This window comes from Streptomyces sp. MK7, assembly GCF_032658145.1.
In the GTDB taxonomy this organism is placed as follows: domain Bacteria; phylum Actinomycetota; class Actinomycetes; order Streptomycetales; family Streptomycetaceae; genus Streptomyces; species Streptomyces spiralis.
In genome coordinates this window covers 1-16,443 of sequence record NZ_JAVACL010000008.1, presented here as the reverse complement: position 1 = coordinate 16,443, position 16,443 = coordinate 1, and the positions used below count along the sequence as shown (strand labels likewise).

General features: G+C 72.0%; 11 protein-coding genes. 3 read left to right on the top strand and 8 right to left on the bottom strand.

The window, feature by feature from the left end; genetic code table 11:
- Positions 1–23 precede the first annotated feature (23 nt).
- Entirely contained in the window at positions 24–626 is a 603-nt protein-coding gene (locus tag R2S09_RS12500) for a hypothetical protein (RefSeq protein WP_030168278.1), read from the bottom strand.
- 530 nt (positions 627–1,156) lie between these two features.
- Between R2S09_RS12500 and R2S09_RS12495 the strand changes: the two genes are divergently transcribed.
- Positions 1,157–2,002: a methyltransferase domain-containing protein gene (locus R2S09_RS12495; RefSeq protein WP_316740960.1), complete on the top strand. Its 846-nt coding sequence runs from the start codon at positions 1,157–1,159 to the stop codon at positions 2,000–2,002.
- A 7-nt stretch (positions 2,003–2,009) separates the two neighbouring features.
- On the opposite strand, the gene ftsH is transcribed toward R2S09_RS12495, so the two are convergent.
- The 6 genes from ftsH to R2S09_RS12465 all read right to left on the bottom strand — a co-directional run bounded on the left by ftsH (position 2,010) and on the right by R2S09_RS12465 (position 11,827).
- Positions 2,010–3,986, bottom strand: a complete 1,977-nt coding sequence (gene ftsH / locus R2S09_RS12490) for an ATP-dependent zinc metalloprotease FtsH (RefSeq protein WP_316740959.1) — start codon at positions 3,984–3,986, stop codon at positions 2,010–2,012.
- A gap of 125 nt (positions 3,987–4,111) precedes the next feature.
- The gene (ffh, locus tag R2S09_RS12485; RefSeq protein WP_306190350.1) at positions 4,112–5,662 is read right to left on the bottom strand and encodes a signal recognition particle protein; all 1,551 of its coding nucleotides are present in this window, start codon (positions 5,660–5,662) and stop codon (positions 4,112–4,114) included.
- Positions 5,663–5,792: 130 nt separating this feature from the next.
- Complete coding sequence (locus tag R2S09_RS12480) at positions 5,793–8,258, bottom strand: [protein-PII] uridylyltransferase (RefSeq protein WP_306190351.1); 2,466 nt, start codon at positions 8,256–8,258, stop codon at positions 5,793–5,795.
- Between the two features lie 45 nt (positions 8,259–8,303).
- Complete coding sequence (locus R2S09_RS12475) at positions 8,304–8,642, bottom strand: P-II family nitrogen regulator (RefSeq protein ID WP_030168294.1); 339 nt, start codon at positions 8,640–8,642, stop codon at positions 8,304–8,306.
- Positions 8,639–9,991, bottom strand: a complete 1,353-nt coding sequence (locus R2S09_RS12470) for an ammonium transporter (RefSeq protein WP_316740956.1) — start codon at positions 9,989–9,991, stop codon at positions 8,639–8,641. The genes R2S09_RS12475 and R2S09_RS12470 overlap by 4 nt, the downstream gene beginning before the upstream one ends.
- 354 nt (positions 9,992–10,345) lie before the next feature.
- Entirely contained in the window at positions 10,346–11,827 is a 1,482-nt protein-coding gene (locus tag R2S09_RS12465) for a hypothetical protein (RefSeq protein ID WP_306190353.1), read from the bottom strand.
- Positions 11,828–12,274: 447 nt separating this feature from the next.
- Here R2S09_RS12465 and R2S09_RS12460 point away from each other — a divergent pair, with 447 nt between their 5' ends.
- Positions 12,275–12,946: a bifunctional DNA primase/polymerase gene (locus R2S09_RS12460; protein ID WP_306190354.1), complete on the top strand. Its 672-nt coding sequence runs from the start codon at positions 12,275–12,277 to the stop codon at positions 12,944–12,946.
- Between the two features lie 100 nt (positions 12,947–13,046).
- On the opposite strand, the gene ftsY is transcribed toward R2S09_RS12460, so the two are convergent.
- Positions 13,047–14,258, bottom strand: a complete 1,212-nt coding sequence (gene ftsY / locus R2S09_RS12455; protein ID WP_306190355.1) for a signal recognition particle-docking protein FtsY — start codon at positions 14,256–14,258, stop codon at positions 13,047–13,049.
- Between the two features lie 220 nt (positions 14,259–14,478).
- Between ftsY and R2S09_RS12450 the strand changes: the two genes are divergently transcribed.
- Positions 14,479–15,936, top strand: a complete 1,458-nt coding sequence (locus tag R2S09_RS12450; protein ID WP_316740951.1) for a cytosine permease — start codon at positions 14,479–14,481, stop codon at positions 15,934–15,936.
- The last annotated feature ends 507 nt before the right edge of the window (positions 15,937–16,443 follow it).

The window sequence follows — 16,443 nt, the reverse complement described above, 5'->3', positions numbered from 1 at the left end:
CGGCTGCCACGAGCAGCCGTACCTCAGCTCGCCGCGGCGCCCACGATCTCCGGGATCCTGAACGGCTTGCCGCAGCCACCGCACATGATCGGGGCCTGGGCCAGGACCGAGGGGACGACCCGGACGTTGCGGCCGCAGTCACAGACCGCCTTGACCCGTACCCCGCCACCGGAGGAGCCGTGCCGGGCCGCCGGGCCGCGGAAGGTGCGGCTGGTGTCGGCGGACGTGGCGGCCGTGTGCGCCTTCAGCGCGCGCTGGAGGCGCTCGATCGTCGGCCGGTAGCGCCGCTTCGCCTCGGGGCTGAGCGTGACCAGCGAGAAGCCGCTGCTCGGGTGCGGCTCCTCCGGGTGGTCCAGGCCCAGCTCCTCGGCGATGGCGAGGAACCGGCGGTTGTGGTAGCGGCCGGCGCGCGAGGTGTCGCGCACTCCGCGCGCGGCGGCGATGCCGTGGACTGCCTCATGGAGCAGTCGCTCGAAGGAGAGTTCGTGTCCGCATGCGGACGACGACTCCCCGATCAGGGACTCCGGCGCGGCGAGATCCGGCAGCTCGGGGTGGTACCGCTGAATGTCGGCCCACGCCTGCGCCAGTTCCGCGGCGAGAACAGGTGGTGTCTGTGTCGTGCTCACGTAATGAGAACGAGCGTGGGGCCCACTGTGTTCCTATTCCGGGGCATCCCAAATAATTTGCACGTACCCGTCAGTTGCCGCTGATGCGTCCTGACGAGGGCGGGTGCGCTGAACTGCGGAGAAGCCTCACAGCTCGTATCAAGGTGGTGCGTAGTCCCGCGTACGCACCCGCGCGTAGGACCGGCTCGCACACCGGTGCGCATGTCCTCGGACGATGTGCAAGAGGCGTTTCGGCCGCTTCCGAAGCGGAAGCCTGTACCTGGGTCAGCGTGCGCGACGACCGTGACGTTACCGGGCGCGTCCCCGGCGTCCCGCACCGGCCCGCTCCGGGGGGCGACCGTACGGCGCGGCGAGGCCCGGGTTACCGGACTGTGAAATCTCGCGCCAGGTGCCCGGAAGGCACCAACCATGGCCTCACGACCCCTGGACGCCGTGCGGAGCGGGGAGTTACCTGGCATACGGGAAGTGCGGCGCACGGGGGCGACGGAATCGGGCAGCGGCAACCTCTCGGCGGATTGGGGCGCTTATCCATGACACCTACGCTCGTGCGGCAGCATGCGGAACTCGCCGGGCCGGCGCCCCGGGTGGATCTGCGGGCCCGCGCGCGTGACTGGGCCGAGATCCAGGAGCGGATGCTGGTGCCGCTCTACGAGGCCGTCCACGAGCGACTGGAGGTGGGCCGCGGCAGCAGGGTGCTCGCCCTCGGCTGCGGCTCCGGGCTCGCCCTGCTCATGGCCGCCTCCAGAGGAGCGGCGGTCACCGGCGTCGACCCCTCCTCACCCGAACGGCTCGCTCTCGCACGGCAGCGGCTGCAGCCGGAGGCATGGGGCACGCGCGCGCGTGCGGACGCCCGCGTCCTCGACGGACCGGTCGACGACCTCACGGACACCTCCGGCACGGTCACGCCCGCGTACACCCTGGTGACCGCCTTCGAGCCCATCGGGTGCCTCGCGGGCGACTCGGCCGCTCTCGCCGGGCAGCTCATCGCGGCCGCGCCGCTCGCCGAACGCGGGGCGCCGGTGGTGCTGGCGGGCTGGGGACCGCCCGAGCGGTGCGCCACATCCTCGGTGGTGCGCGCGGTGGTCCGCCCGGCCGATCCTCCGGCCGCGCTGCGCGACGGCTTGGAGGAGGTGGCCCGCAGCGCCGGTCTGCGCCCGGACGGCTCCGGCCGGGTGGCCTGCCCCTTCGGATACGCCGGCCTGGACAGCGCGGTCCGCGGCATGCTCTCCACGGGGCTGTTCGACACGGCGATCGCGGCGAGTGACGAGAACCAGGTCGGCAAGGAGCTGACGGAGGCCCTGCACACCCACCAGCGGCCCGACGGCACCGTGTGGATGCCGAACGTGTTCCGCTACCTGATCGCGCGGACCGCCTAGCCGCCTGTCAGGGGGTGTGCCCAGGGGGCTGTCCCGGGTCCGCCGCGGCCGGCTCCGGGTCCTTCTTCAGGCGCGGTATGCCGGCGACCCGGTAGGCGTCGGCCTCCTCCAGCGTCTCGTTCTCCAGCAGGGCCGCGGCCAGCGCGTCCAGCTGCCCGCGGTGGTCGCCCAGCTTGCGGCACGCCTCCTCGTAGCACTCGTCGACGATGCGCCGCATCTCGGTGTCGATGGTGTCGAGGGTCTGCGGCGCGGCGGCCAGCCCGTAGGCCTGCTGGGCGTCGCTGGGCAGGGCCGACAGGCGGCCCAGGTGCTCGCTCATGCCCCAGCGGGCCACCATCCCGCGCGCGATGTTGGTGACCTGTTCCAGGTCGTTCTCCGAGCCGGTCGTGATCACCCTGTAGACCACGTGCTCCGCGGCCATGCCGCCGAGCGCGCCGATGATCCGGCCGCGCAGGTACTCCTCGGTGTACGCGTACTTGTCGGACTCCGGCGTCGACAGGGTCACCCCGAGCGCCCTTCCGCGCGGCACGATGGTGATCTTGCGGACCGGGTCGGCGCCGGGCTGGAGCATGCCCAGCAAAGCGTGCCCGCTCTCGTGGTAGGCGGTGCGCCGGCGCTCCTCCTCGGGCATCACCAGGGCGCGTTCCGCGCCGAGCTGCACCTTCTCCAGGGCCTCGGAGAAGTCGGCCCGGGTGACCGCCCGCTGCCGCCGCTTGACCGCGAGCAGGGCGGCCTCGTTGGCCAGGTTGGCCAGTTCGGCACCGGTCATGCCCGGGGTCGTACGGGCCACCCGGGCGAGGTCGACGTCCGGGGCGAGCGGGATGTCCCGGGTGTGGATCCGCAGGATCGCCTCGCGGCCGCCCCGGTCCGGCTGCGCGACCGTGACCAGCCGGTCGAAGCGGCCCGGGCGGGTCAGGGCCGGGTCCAGGACGTCGGCGCGGTTGGTCGCGGCCAGCACGATCACGCCCTCGGAGCCGGAGAAGCCGTCCATCTCGGTCAGGATCTGGTTCAGCGTCTGCTCGCGCTCGTCGTGGCCGCCCATCGACGCGCCGCCGCCCCGCATCCGGCCGATGGTGTCGATCTCGTCGATGAAGATGATCGACGGGGCTACCTTGCGGGCCTCCGCGAACAACTCGCGCACCCGGGAGGCGCCGACGCCGACGATCATCTCGATGAACTCGGACGCGGACGCCGAGAAGAACGGCACCCCCGCCTCACCGGCCACCGCCCGCGCGAGCAGCGTCTTGCCGGTGCCGGGCGGGCCCGTGAGCAGCACACCGCGCGGCATCTTGGCGCCCATGCGGCGGTAGTCGTCCGGATACTTCAGGAAGTCGACGACGTCGTCCAGCTCGCCCTTGACCTCGTCGATTCCGGCCACGTCGGCGAAGGTCGTGCGCTGGGTGCCCGGCCGCAGCTCCACCGGCCGGGGCGGTGTCCTGCGGCCGAACAGGCCGCCGGCTCCGCCCAGCCCCGCTCCGATCCGCCGTGCGAAGAAGATCCACAGCACCGCCAGGACCGCGATCGGCGCCAGCGACAGCAGCAGGTTGGAGACGAAGCCGCGCTCCTGCACCACCGGCTGCGCGGTCACCGTCACATGGTTCCTGCTCAGGCTCTGCCAGAGGTTGTCTCCGGCGAACGCCGGCCGCTGGGTCTTGAACTTGGTGTAGGTGCCGCCGCCGCTGGGCTTGGCGCGGGCGCTCTTCAGCTGCCCCTGGATGGCGTCGCCCTTGGAGTAGATCGTGCTGACGTTGCCGGCGTCGACCTGTCGGCTGAACTCCGTGTACGAGATCGTCGGCTCGTTGCCCGTGTTGTAGTAGCTCAGCCCGCCGTAGGCCACCAGGAAGACGATCACCGCGGTGACGAGGAGCCCCCACCATCTGCCGCGCGGCTTCCGTCCGCCGGGCCGCCTCGGCGGCTCCTCCGGGGTGCCTTCGGTGCGCCACGGCTGGTCGGGTGCCTTGCGTGGTGGCGCGGCATTGCTCATATCTGGACGTTACGGCAGATGCCGGGCCCTGGCATGCGCTGAGGGCCCCCCCCCATGTGGGGGACGCCCTCGACGTCGTACGGCCGGACGCGCCGTACGGCCGGGCGCGCTTCCGGCCGGGCGCGTCAGCCCATGAACTTCTTGAACTCGTCCGGGAGCTCGAAGTTCTGGCCCTCCTGCTGCGGCAGCCCGAGCGCGTTGCCGCTCTGGGCCGCGGCGGCGCGGCGCGCGGCCTCCTCCTGCTCCTGCTGCTTGCGCTTCATCGGGTTGCCCGAGCGCTGCTTGCCCTTGGCCTTCTTCTGCTGCTTCTTCTGTCGGCCGGGGCCGCCGCCCATGCCCGGGATGCCCGGCATGCCGGGCATCCCGCCGCCCTGGGCCATGCGGGACATCATCTTGCGGGCCTCGAAGAACCGCTCGACGAGGTTCTTCACCGCGCTGACCTCGACACCGGAGCCCCTGGCGATACGGGCGCGACGGGAGCCGTTGATGATCGTCGGGTCCTGGCGCTCGCCCGGGGTCATGGACTTGATGATCGCGGCGGTGCGGTCGACGTCGCGCTCGTCGATGTTGTTGATCTGGTCCTTGATCTGCCCCATGCCCGGCAGCATGCCGAGGAGCTTGGAGATGGACCCCATCTTCCTGACCTGCTCCATCTGGGACAGGAAGTCGTCCAGGGTGAAGTCCTGGCCCTTCTTCGACGCCAGCTTGGAGGCCATCTTCTCGGCCTCTTCCTGGCTGAACGTCTTCTCCGCCTGCTCGATCAGGGTGAGCAGGTCACCCATGTCGAGGATGCGGGAGGCCATCCGGTCCGGGTGGAAGGCGTCGAAGTCGTCGAGCTTCTCACCGTTGGACGCGAACATGATCGGCTTGCCGGTGATCTGCCGGATCGACAGGGCCGCACCACCGCGGGCGTCACCGTCGAGCTTGGAGAGCACCACACCGTCGAAGCCGACGCCGTCGCGGAAGGCCTCCGCGGTGTTCACGGCGTCCTGACCGATCATCGCGTCGACGACGAAGAGGATCTCGTCGGGGCCGACCGCGTCCCGGATGTCCGCGGCCTGCTGCATCATCTCGGTGTCGATGCCGAGGCGGCCGGCGGTGTCCACGATCACGATGTCGTGGACCTTGGTCCGCGCGAAGTCGATGGAGTCCTTGGCGACCTTGACCGGGTCACCGACGCCGTTGCCCGGCTCGGGCGCGTAGACGGCGACGCCGGCGCGCTCGGCGACGACGCTGAGCTGGTTCACGGCGTTGGGGCGCTGAAGGTCACAGGCGACCAGCAGCGGGGAGTGGCCCTGCTCCTTGAGCCACTTGCCGAGCTTGCCCGCGAGGGTGGTCTTACCGGCACCCTGCAGACCGGCCAGCATGATCACGGTCGGCGGCTGCTTGGCGAAGCGCAGGCGGCGGGTCTCGCCGCCGAGGACGGTGACCAGCTCGTCGTTGACGATCTTGAGGACCTGCTGGGCCGGGTTCAGCGCCCTGGAGACCTCGGCCCCGAGGGCGCGCTCCTTGACGTTCTTGATGAACGTACGGACGACGGGCAGCGCCACGTCGGCTTCCAGGAGGGCGATGCGGATTTCGCGCGCCGTGGCGTCGATGTCCGCCTCGGAGAGCCGCCCCTTGCCACGCAGGTTCTTGAAAGTCGCTGAGAGGCGGTCGGAGAGAGTATCGAACACAGCGGCGTCGGTCCTCGGAGTAGGAGTCGTCTAGGGCTGCCCTCCAGGGTATCCGGCCCTGCAAGCGATTCGTCCCCACCCGCTGAAGACAGCGAGCAGGGACACACCCCGCCCGGCGCGGACCGCGAGGTCACGCCCGCAGCGCCTCCTCCAGCCGCCGTGCCACGGACGCGGCCTCCTCCTCGGGCAGCGGGTCGCCCGCGGGGCCGGTGACGTAGAACGCGTCGACGGCGTTCGCGCCCAGCGTGCTCACGTGCGCGCTGCGCACCCGTACCTTCGCGTCCTCCAGGGCCCGCCCGATGCGGAACAGCAGTCCCGGCGCGTCCTGGGCGCGGACCTCGATCACGGTGGCGTGCCGGGAGGCGGCCGGGGCGACCGTCACGCGCGGCGGGGGCGCCACCACGCCCCGGCGGCGCGGGTAGGCGGCGTCCCGTTCGGCGAGCCGGCCCGCGATGTCCAGGGAGCCGTCCAGGGCCCGGACGAGGTCGGCGCGGAGCCGGGCGGCCTGCGGCAGCGAGCCGTACTCGGCGGCGACCCGCCAGTTCAGCAGCAGCACGCTGCCGTCGTCGACGCCGTCGGGCAGCTCAAGGGCGCGCAGCTCGGCCGTGCGGACCGTCAGCCGGTGCACGGCCAGCAGCCCGGCGACCGACGGCAGGACGCCCGGCTGGTCGGGGACGGCGATCAGCAGTTCGACGCCGAGGGGTTCGGATTCCCCGGAGGGCTCCCCGAGGGGCGCCTCGGGCTGCGGGCGCAGTGCCAGGACCGGGCCGCCGGTGCGCCAGGCCTCCACGGCGAGCCGCTCGTGCTCGGCGGTGGGCGCGGCGACGGTCTCGGGGTCGTCGGGTACGTCCCCGGCGAGGACCGCGGAGACCCGCCGGACCAGTTCGGCGACGAGGGATCCCCGCCAGGACGACCAGGCGGCCGGGCCGGTGGCCAGCGCGTCCGCCTCGGTCAGGGCGTGGAGCAGTTCCAGCGTGCTCTGGGTGCCGACGGCGTCGGCGACCGCGCGGACGGTGGCGGGGTCGTCCAGGTCCCGCCGGGTGGCGGTATCGACGAGCAGCAGGTGGTGGCGTACGAGGCCGGCGAGGACGGCCGCGTCGGCGCGGTCGAAGCCGATCCGTCCGGCCACGTCCCGGGCGATGGTCTCCCCGGTCTCGGAGTGGTCGCCGGGCCAGCCCTTGCCGATGTCGTGCAGCAGCGCGGCGACCAGGAGGAGGTCGGGGCGGCCGACCCGGCGGGTGAGCGCGGAGGCGCGCACGGCCGTCTCGATCAGATGGCGGTCGACGGTCCAGACGTGGACGGCGTTGCGCTGCGGGCGGCAGCGCACCCGCTCCCAGTCGGGCAGCAGCCGGCTGATCAGGCCCTCGGCCTCCAGCGCCTCCCAGACGTCGACCGTGGGACGGCCGGAGCCGAGCAGGGTGACCAGCTGTTCGCGGGCCTCGGCGGGCCAGGGCGTGGGCAGGGGGCGTGCGGTGGCGGCCAGGCGGCGTACGGCGTGCAGGGAGAGCGGCAGGCCGGCCTGCGCGGCGGCGGCCGCGGCGCGCAAGGGGAGCACGGGGTCGCGTTCAGGGCGCGCGGTACGGGCGAGCACCACCTCGCCGTCCTGCTCCACCACCCCTTCGGCGAGCGGGGACCTGTCCGCCGGTTTCCCGCCGCCCAGCATGGCGCGCAGCCTCGGCCGCACGGCCCGTGACCTGAGCACGCGCCCCACTTCGCGCCAGGTGACGTCGCTGGCGTACGAGATGACGCGCGCCGCCTCGTACACCTGGCGCAGCAGGGCGTCGGCGTCGAGCAGGTCCAGCGCCGCGGCGACCTGGTCCTGTTCCTGGAGGGCGAGCCGGTCGGTGGCGCGGCCGGTGGTCAGATGCAGGGCGTCCCGTACGTCGAGCAGCCGGCGGCGGGCGTCGGCGAGGCCTTCGCGCGGGGCGTCGGCCAGCCAGGAGGCGGCCACGGCACGCAGGGCGGTGGCGTCCCTGAGGCCGCCGCGCGCCTCCTTCAGGTCCGGCTCCAGCAGGTAGCGCAGCTCCCCCTGGCGTGCGGCACGTTCGGCGCACAGCTCCCTCAGCTCGGGGAGGCGTCTGGCCGCCTGGTTGCGCCAGTCGGCGAGGACGGTCGTCCGCAGCTGGGCGGTCAGGGTCGCGTCGCCCGCGAGGTGGCGGGCGTCCAGCAGGCCGAGCTGCACCTTGAGGTCGTCCCCGGCGGTCCTGCGGGCCTCGGCCGGGGTGCGGACCGAGTGGTCGAGGGCGAGACCGAGGTCCCACACCGGATACCAGAGGCGGTCGGCGAGGGCGGCGATCGTGCCGCGATCGCCGCCGTCGTGCAGCAGGAGCAGGTCGAGGTCGCTGCGCGGGGAGAGCTCGCCGCGTCCGTAGCCGCCGACGGCGACCAGGGAGACGCCCCGCGGCGGCCGTCCGGCGCCCGTCTCGGCCGCGACCGCGTCGAACAGGCCGGCGAGCCAGTCGTCGGTCAGTCCGGCGAGGGCGGCACGGCGCGGCGGCCCGGACCGCGCCCCCTCGCTGAGGAGGCGCAGCCGGGCCGCCGCGTAGCCGCCGGTTCCCGAGTTCTCCGCTTCGTCCCGCACATCCGTACCCGTCACCCGGCGACTCCTGTTCTCGTGCTCAGAGCGCGTCTGTCGTGCCGTTCAGAGCGCGTCCGGGCCGCGCTCGCCGGTCCGCACCCGGACGGCCGTGTCGACCGGCAGGCACCAGACCTTGCCGTCACCGATCTTGCCCGTGCGGGCCGCCTTGACCACGACCTCGATGAGCTGTTCGGCGTCGTCGTCCTCGGCCAGGACCTCGATACGGATCTTGGGCACCAGGTCGACCGTGTACTCCGCGCCGCGGTAGACCTCGGTGTGACCACGCTGCCGGCCGTATCCACTGGCCTCGGTGACCGTGAGGCCGTGGACGCCGAAGGCCTGCAGGGCCTCCTTGATCTCGTCGAGCCGGTGGGGCTTCACGACGGCGGTGATGAGCTTCATGCGTCCACCTTCTTGCTCTGCGCGCTCTGGATGCTCTGCGGGGCGGCACCGGCGGTCAGGGCGCCGGCGACTCCGCCGCCCGCGCCGCTGAAGTCGTATGCGGTCTCGGCGTGCTGGGCCTGGTCGATGCCGGAGATCTCCTCGTCCTCGGTGACCCGCATCCCGATGGTCTTGTCGATCAGGAAGGCCAGCACGGCGGAGGCGACCAGGGAGTAGGCGAGGACGGCGAAGACTCCGGCGCACTGCTTCCAGAACTGGTCCAGGCCCCCACCGTAGAACAGGCCCTTGACGTCGGACTGGCCCTTGCCGCTGGCGAAGAAGCCGATCAGCAGGGAGCCGACGACACCGCCGACCATGTGGACGCCGACCACGTCGAGGGAGTCGTCGTAGCCGAACCGGTACTTCAGGCCGACCGCCATGGCGCACAGGACACCGGCGATGGCGCCGACGGCGATCGCGCCGAGCGGGGAGACGGCACCGCCGGACGGGGTGATCGCGACCAGGCCGGCGACGGCGCCGGAGGCGGCACCGAGCGTGGTGCAGGCGCCGTGGCGGACCTTCTCGTAGCCGAGCCAGGCCAGCATGGCGGCGGCGGTGGCGATCTGGGTGTTGACGAACATCAGCGGGCCGACGCCGTCGTCGTTGCCGAGCCAGGAGCCGGCGTTGAAGCCGAACCAGCCGAACCACAGCAGGCCCGCGCCGAGCATGACCAGCGGAAGGCTGTGCGGGCGCATGGGGTCCTTCTTGAAGCCGACCCGCTTGCCGATGACGAGGATCACGCCGAGCGCGGCCGCACCGGCGTTGATGTGCACGGCCGTACCGCCGGCGAAGTCGATGACGCCGAGGTCGAAGGCCCAGCCGCCGGTGCCCCAGACCCAGTGGGCGACCGGGAAGTACACGATCGTCACCCACAGCACCACGAACAGCGACCAGGCGGTGAACTTCACCCGGTCGGCCAGGGCGCCGCTGATCAGGGCCGGAGTGATGATCGCGAACATCAGCTGGAACACGGCGAAGACGAACACCGGGATGGTGTAGCCGGGCCACAGGTCCGCCTTGCCGATCCCGCCGAAACCGACGAAGTCGGAGGTCCAGCCGACGAGCGAGCCGTGGTCGGTGCCGAAGGCCATCGAGAAGCCGTAGAGCACCCAGAGAATGGTGACGATCCCGAGGCTGATGAAGCTCATCATCAGCATGTTCAGCGTGCTCTTGACGCGGACCATGCCTCCGTAGAAGAAGGCCAGGCCCGGGGTCATCAGCATGACCAGGGCGGAACAGATCAGCATGAAGCCTGTGTTGGCGGACGACAGCTTGGGTGCGTCCGCCGCAAGCATGATGGCTGGTGCCATCGGCGTCTCCTCGTCGGTTGTACGGCCCCGTGCGGGCGAAGCCTTGAGCGGTCCGGGCATCGGGTCCGGGCAGTGTCCGGGCCATGAGAGGTGGGCCGGTTATGCGCCATGAGATTGGCGCAGCGCGGTTTCAGTGGAAGCCCCTCGTTGTTTCGCCGGGGTGACGAAGGCGCCGTGCGTGTTACGCGTGGATGAACTACGCGCGGGCACGAGTCCGGCCGCGGCGGCCTTCCGATGACCTGGCATGGGGGAGCCGAGTCGGGCAGTTCGGGAGGGCCGGCCGCGGCCGGGGTTCAGGGTGTCGTGACGAGGTTCGGGGTCTGACGGGGGCCGGGACGGGGCCAGGGGGCGGTCTCAGACGGCCTCGGCGGTTTCGGGCAGCTCGGCGGCGAGCTGCTCGGTGAGGTCGATGACCTCGCCCAGGTCGCCGTAGTCGCGTACGGCGTTGTCGACGGTCTTGCGGATGCGGGTGTTCACGCGCTCGGAGCGGACCCTCTTGGCCACCTGCATGGCGTGCGCGGCATACCGGGTGCTCTGCTCGGGCTCGCGCTGGAGCAGGTGGACCGTGGCCATGCCGATGAGGTTCAGCGCGTACGACCGCTGGTGCTCATGGTCCTCGGCGAAGAGCCGTACGGCCTTCTCCATCAGGGGCTCGGCCAGCGAGGCGTAGGTGGGGCTGCGGCCGGCGACATAGGCGAGGTCGCGGAAGGAGTGGGAGTTCTCGCCGTACAGCTCGGCCTCGGAGAAGAAGCGGATCCAGTCGGGGTCCGGCTCGTCCCAGTCCTCGGCGTCCGCGAAGGCGTCCTCGGCCATCCGCACCGCGCGCTTGCACTTGCCGGGCTGGCCCATGTTGGCGTAAGCGCGGGCCTCCATCGCATACAGCATGGACTGGGTGCGCGGACTGGCGCAGTCGCGGCTGCCGTACTGGGCGAGATGGATGAGTTCCAGGGCGTCGTCGGGGCGGCCGAGGTGGATCATCTGGCGGCTCATGCTGGACAGGACGTAGGAGCCGAGCGGCTTGTCACCGGCCTCCTTGGCGGCGTGCAGGGCGAGCACGAAGTACTTCTGCGCGGTGGGCTGCAACCCGACGTCGTAGCTCATCCAGCCGGCCAGTTCGGACAGCTCGGCGGCGACCTTGAACAGGCGCCTGGTGGTGGCCTCGGGCTGGGGCTCCTGGAGGAGGTCCGTCACCTCGTGCAGCTGGCCGACGACGGCCTTGCGGCGCAGGCCGCCACCGCACTGGGCGTCCCACTGCCGGAACATCTTGGTGGTGGTCTCCAGCAGCTCCAGCTCGGGGCGGGAGAGGCGGCCGGGGCGGCGGTTCGCGGCGGACGGCTCGGGCTCGCCCAGGGGGGCGGGGGGCGAGGGCACGAGCCAGCGCTGCAGCGGCTCGATGAGGGACGGGCCCGCCGACAGCACCAGCGAGGTCCCGAGGAAGCCGCGCCGCGCCAGCATCAGGTCGCTGCGCGAGAACTCGCTGAGCAGGGCCACCGTCTGCGGGCCCGTCCAGGGCAGGTCCACGCCGGTCGCCGACGGCGACTGGCGGGTGGTGCGCAGCCCCAGGTCCTCCATCGAGACGACGCACCCGAAGCGCTCGGAGAACAGCTCCGAGAGGATCCTGGGGATCGGTTCGCGCGGGTTCTCCCCGTCCAGCCAGCGTCGTACGCGCGAGGTGTCGGTGGAGATGTGGTTGGCACCCAGCTGGCGGGCCCGTCGGTTGACCTGACGGGCGAGCTCGCCCTTGGACCAGCCGCTGCGCACGAACCACGAGGCGAGCAGCTCGTTCGGGCGCTTGTCGCTCGCAGCGTTCGTCCCGCTACCGCCTTTGCCGCTCACTGGGTCGCCCCCATTCCTGAGACCACTTGTCGCCGAGTGCGCCAAGCCCTATCAGAATGCCGGTGACCGCCGCCGCCCGTCCGCCGGTTCTCACCCGTCGAACGGAGGGCCGACTTGCCTCCGGCATACCCACGAGTGCATGTGCCCCCAGGACTCGCACACTCACAGTAATCCTACGATCACCGTTCCAGCCATGGGGATCCCTGAAACGCCACCATTCGCCACCCCTTCGAATGAACTCTCGGTGGCCTTGGCGCGATTCACTTGACATAGGACAACCGCGGGCCGGTGAAGCGGTGCACACCGGGGCGCGCGTTGACGAGCGCACCACCTGAGGCGCTTCCGGACGCCGCCTGGAGCCGGCGCGGCCGGGGAGGGCCGAGAACAGAGAGTCACGATCCGCATCCGAGTCGTAACCATCGAGGCGGCGGACCCGTTGGAGGGGGCATGGGCTTCACGATCGGCGGCATTCGCGAGATCCGCTCCGGCGCGCGACGGCGCGGCCGGTCGTACCGCTCTTCGGAGTGCACGGCGGTGGCCGAGTACACGGGACTGTGGGGCTGGGACGTGGTGCGGGGCGCGCGGGCCGTCGGCGGTGCCTGCTCCTGTGGCCGCGCCGACTGCCCGGCACCGGGGGCCCACCGGCTGGACTTCGCCCCCGAGATCCCGGCAGGCGCCACGCTCGACGAGGTGACCCGGGCGTGGGCCGAGCTGCCGGGCGCCGCGGTGATGCTGGTGGTCGGGCGGGCGTTCGACGCGATCGAGGTCGCCGAGCCCACCGCGCGGCGCGCCCTGGCCCGCATGGAGCGCATGGGCCTCCCCCTCGGCCCGGTGACGGCGACCCCGGACGGCCGCGCCCACTTCTTCGTCGCCCCGGGGACGGCGCCCCAGCTGCCCCGTCTGCTCTACCGCATGGGCTGGGACGACCCGGCCTCCCTCGACCTGCGCGGCCTGGGCCCGGGTACGTACCTCACGGCCCCGCCCTCCGATCTCGGCGGCCGGGGCCCGGTCCGCTGGCTGCGCCCGCCCGCCCTGGACACCGCGGGCCCCCCGGAGGCGCGCCTGCTGCTGGGCACCCTGGCGTACGTGGCCCATCGCTCGAGGACGCGGGAGAACTGAACCGGGGCCCGTCGTCCGCATCGGCACCGCGTCCCGTACGACGGCAGCGCCCGTCCCCCACTGGACCAGGGGGCGGGCGCTGCCGTACGGAGGAGGGCGGTCAGTCGCCGATGAGGGCGTCGACGAACGCCTCCGGCTCGAACGGGGCCAGGTCGTCCGCGCCCTCGCCGAGCCCGACCAGCTTGACCGGGACGCCCAGCTCGCGCTGGACCGCGACCACGATGCCGCCCTTGGCGGTGCCGTCGAGCTTGGTGAGCACGATGCCGGTGATGTCGACGACCTCGGCGAAGACCCGGGCCTGCACCAGGCCGTTCTGTCCCGTGGTGGCGTCGAGCACGAGCAGCACCTCGTCCAGCGGGGCGTGCTTCTCGACGACGCGCTTGACCTTGCCGAGCTCGTCCATGAGGCCGGTCTTGGTGTGCAGGCGGCCGGCGGTGTCGATGAGCACCACGTCGGAGCCCATCTCCTTGCCCTCCTTCACCGCGTCGAAGGCGACGGAGGCGGGGTCGCCGCCCTCCGGGCCGCGCACGGTGTAGGCGCCGACCCGCTCGCCCCAGGTCTGCAGCTGGTCGGCGGCGGCGGCGCGGAAGGTGTCGGCGGCGCCGAGCACGACGCTGCGGCCGTCGGCGACCAGGACCCGGGCGAGCTTGCCCGTGGTGGTGGTCTTGCCGGTGCCGTTGACGCCGACGACCATCACGATGCCCGGCTTGCTGGTGGCGGGCTCCGTCTTCACGACGCGGTCCATGTCGGTGCCGACCAGGGTGAGCAGCTCCTCACGCAGCAGCCCGCGCAGCTCCTCGGGAGTGCGGGTGCCGAGCACCCGGACCCGCTCGCGCAGCCGCTCGACCAGCTCCTGGGTGGGCTGCACGCCGACGTCGGCGGTCAGCAGGGTGTCCTCGATCTCCTCCCAGGTGTCCTCGTCGAGGTGCTCACGGGACAGCAGGGTGAGCAGGCCCTTGCCCAGGGCGTTCTGGGACCGGGAGAGACGGGCGCGCAGCCGGATCAGACGGCCGGCGGCGGGCTCCGGGACCTCGATCTCGGGTACCGGGAGCTCTTCGACGACAGGAGGCTCCTCCACGGCGACGGGAGGTGCGCCGTCCGGAAGATCCACCTCCTCGATCGTCCGCCGCGGCTCCTCGCGCGGCGTCTCGGCCTCCTCGCCGACATGCGGCTCGGCCGGAGGGGCGGTGATGTCGGGCGGACTGGGCGGTGGCGGCGGCAGCGGCTTCCTCCGCCGGCTGCCGACGACGAGCCCGCCGAGCGCGCCGAGCACCACCACGGCGATGACTACAGCAAGGATGATGGTTTCCATAACGGGTCCAGTATCGGCCATGGGCCCCGGCGGAAACCGGTTTGTGTGTTCCGCCGAGAGACAAACGCCACTTAAAGCCATGAGTCGGATCAAAGTACGATGGTCCCGGTCGCGTCCGTACGCGTAGAGTCCCGACGTCACCGTCCCCCCGCGAGGCCCGCTCGACTCCCCCACGACGGCATCTCGCGCCCCCCACGAACGAGGCACGGACCACTTCTTCATGAGCAAGACCGCCGAGACCGAAGGCGCACTGGAAACCCGTGGCATCGAACAGGTGCCCGACCATGAACGCACCGCACGGACCCGCGAGCTGTTTCCCACGTGGGTCGGCGCCAACATCAGCGTGCTGCTGCTCACGATGGGCGCGAGCCTCGTCGTGGCGTACCACCTCGATCTCTGGCAGGCGCTCGTCGTCGCCGTGGCCGCGCCCGTCGTGTCGTACGGCCTGGTCGGGCTGATCGGCATCGCGGGCAAGCGCGGCGGGGCGCCCGGCATGGCGCTGTCCCGCGCGGTCTTCGGACAGCGCGGCAACCTGCTGCCCGGTTCGCTGATCTGGGTCGCCCGCTGGGGCTGGGAGACGATCAACGCGGTGACCGGCGCCTACGCCATGCTCACCATCCTGGACATCGTGTTCGGCCTGAAGGCGAACAGCGTGCTGGACATGGTGATGCTGCTGGCGTTCGTGGTCGCGACCTTCGCGATCTCCGGGCTCGGCATCAACGCCGTGCAGAAGTGCAACAAGTACGCGACGTACCTCTTCGGTCTCTTCTCGGTGCTGGTCCTGGGCTATCTGGTCGTGGACACCGACTGGTCGAAGGTGTTCGCCCACTCCGCCGGTTCGACGGCCGCGGTGATCACCGGTATCGGCATGATCGCGGCGGGTGGCGTCAGCTGGATCCCGAGCGCTCCGGACTTCACCCGCTACCTGCCGCGCACGGCCTCGTCCAAGGCGATCGTGGGCACGTCCGTCGGCGGCGCCGGCATCGTCGTCCTGCCCATGGTGCTCATGGGCGCGGTGATGGCGGTCGCCACGCCGGACCTGGCCTCGGCCTCCGACCCGGTCTCCTTCCTGGGCGAGATCCTGCCGACCTGGATCGCGGTGCCGTACCTGCTGATCGCGCTGATCGGCACGCTGCTGATCAACTCCATGTCCATGTACTCGGCCGGCTTCACCGCGCAGACCCTCGGCTTCAAGGTGCCGCGCCACTGGGCGGTCTCGGTCAACGCCGTGATCTCGCTGGCCTTCGGCGGGGTGCTGATGCTGGTGGCGACCAGCTTCATGGGCTCCTTCATCGCCTTCCTGTCGCTGCTCGCGGTCGCCTTCTCCGCCTGGGTCGGCGTCTTCGGCGCGGACATGCTGCGGCGTACGGAGTACGACGGCGCGGCCATGGCCGACACCACCCGCACCAGCGCCTACTGGTACCGCGGCGGCTTCTCCCCGGCCGCCGTGGCCGCCTGGGCCATCGGCCTCGGCGCGGGCCTGCTCTTCACCACGTCCGACTGGTTCACCGGCCCCCTCGCCCACAACAACGTCATCGGCGAGTACGGCCTCGGCTGGGTCGCCACCATCGTGATCTCCGGCGCGCTGTACCTGCTGCTGCCGAAGCCGACGGCGCCGACGCCGCCCACGGCGGCCACCGCGACCCCCGTCGAGCAGCCGGAGACCGTCACCGTCTGACACTCGGGCCACGGTCCCCCTCCACCGCATCGAGGTCGAGGGGGACTTTCGGGTGCACGGGGGCCGTACGCGTGGCACCCGGCGCCCCCGCAAGAGGCGCACCCCGGCCGGCCGCCCACCGGACGGCGCAGCACCCCGACGACGGAAAAGCCGTGAGCCGACGGAAGCGGGCCGTGGGGGTGCGTCCACAAGCCCGCCGCGTACTGCGGTCCCTCCTCCCATCAGCCCGACTCCTGCGGGTCGTATGTCCGTGTGCGGCGGGCTGGACGCACCACCACGGCCCGCGACCCGACAACGCACCGCACGCGAACCGAACGCACGATGCGCAACGCGCCGTGGGAGAGCCACCCCGACCCAAGAGGCGCCGGCACGGCACGCACGCAAAAGCCGCCGCCCCCCGGTCCGGGCAGTGGCCGGACCGGGGGGCGGCGGACGGTGCGAGGAGAGGGGCAGCGGGGACTTGGCCCGTCTCCTCGGGACTGTGGGGGCTGCCCGCGCGGGGGTTAC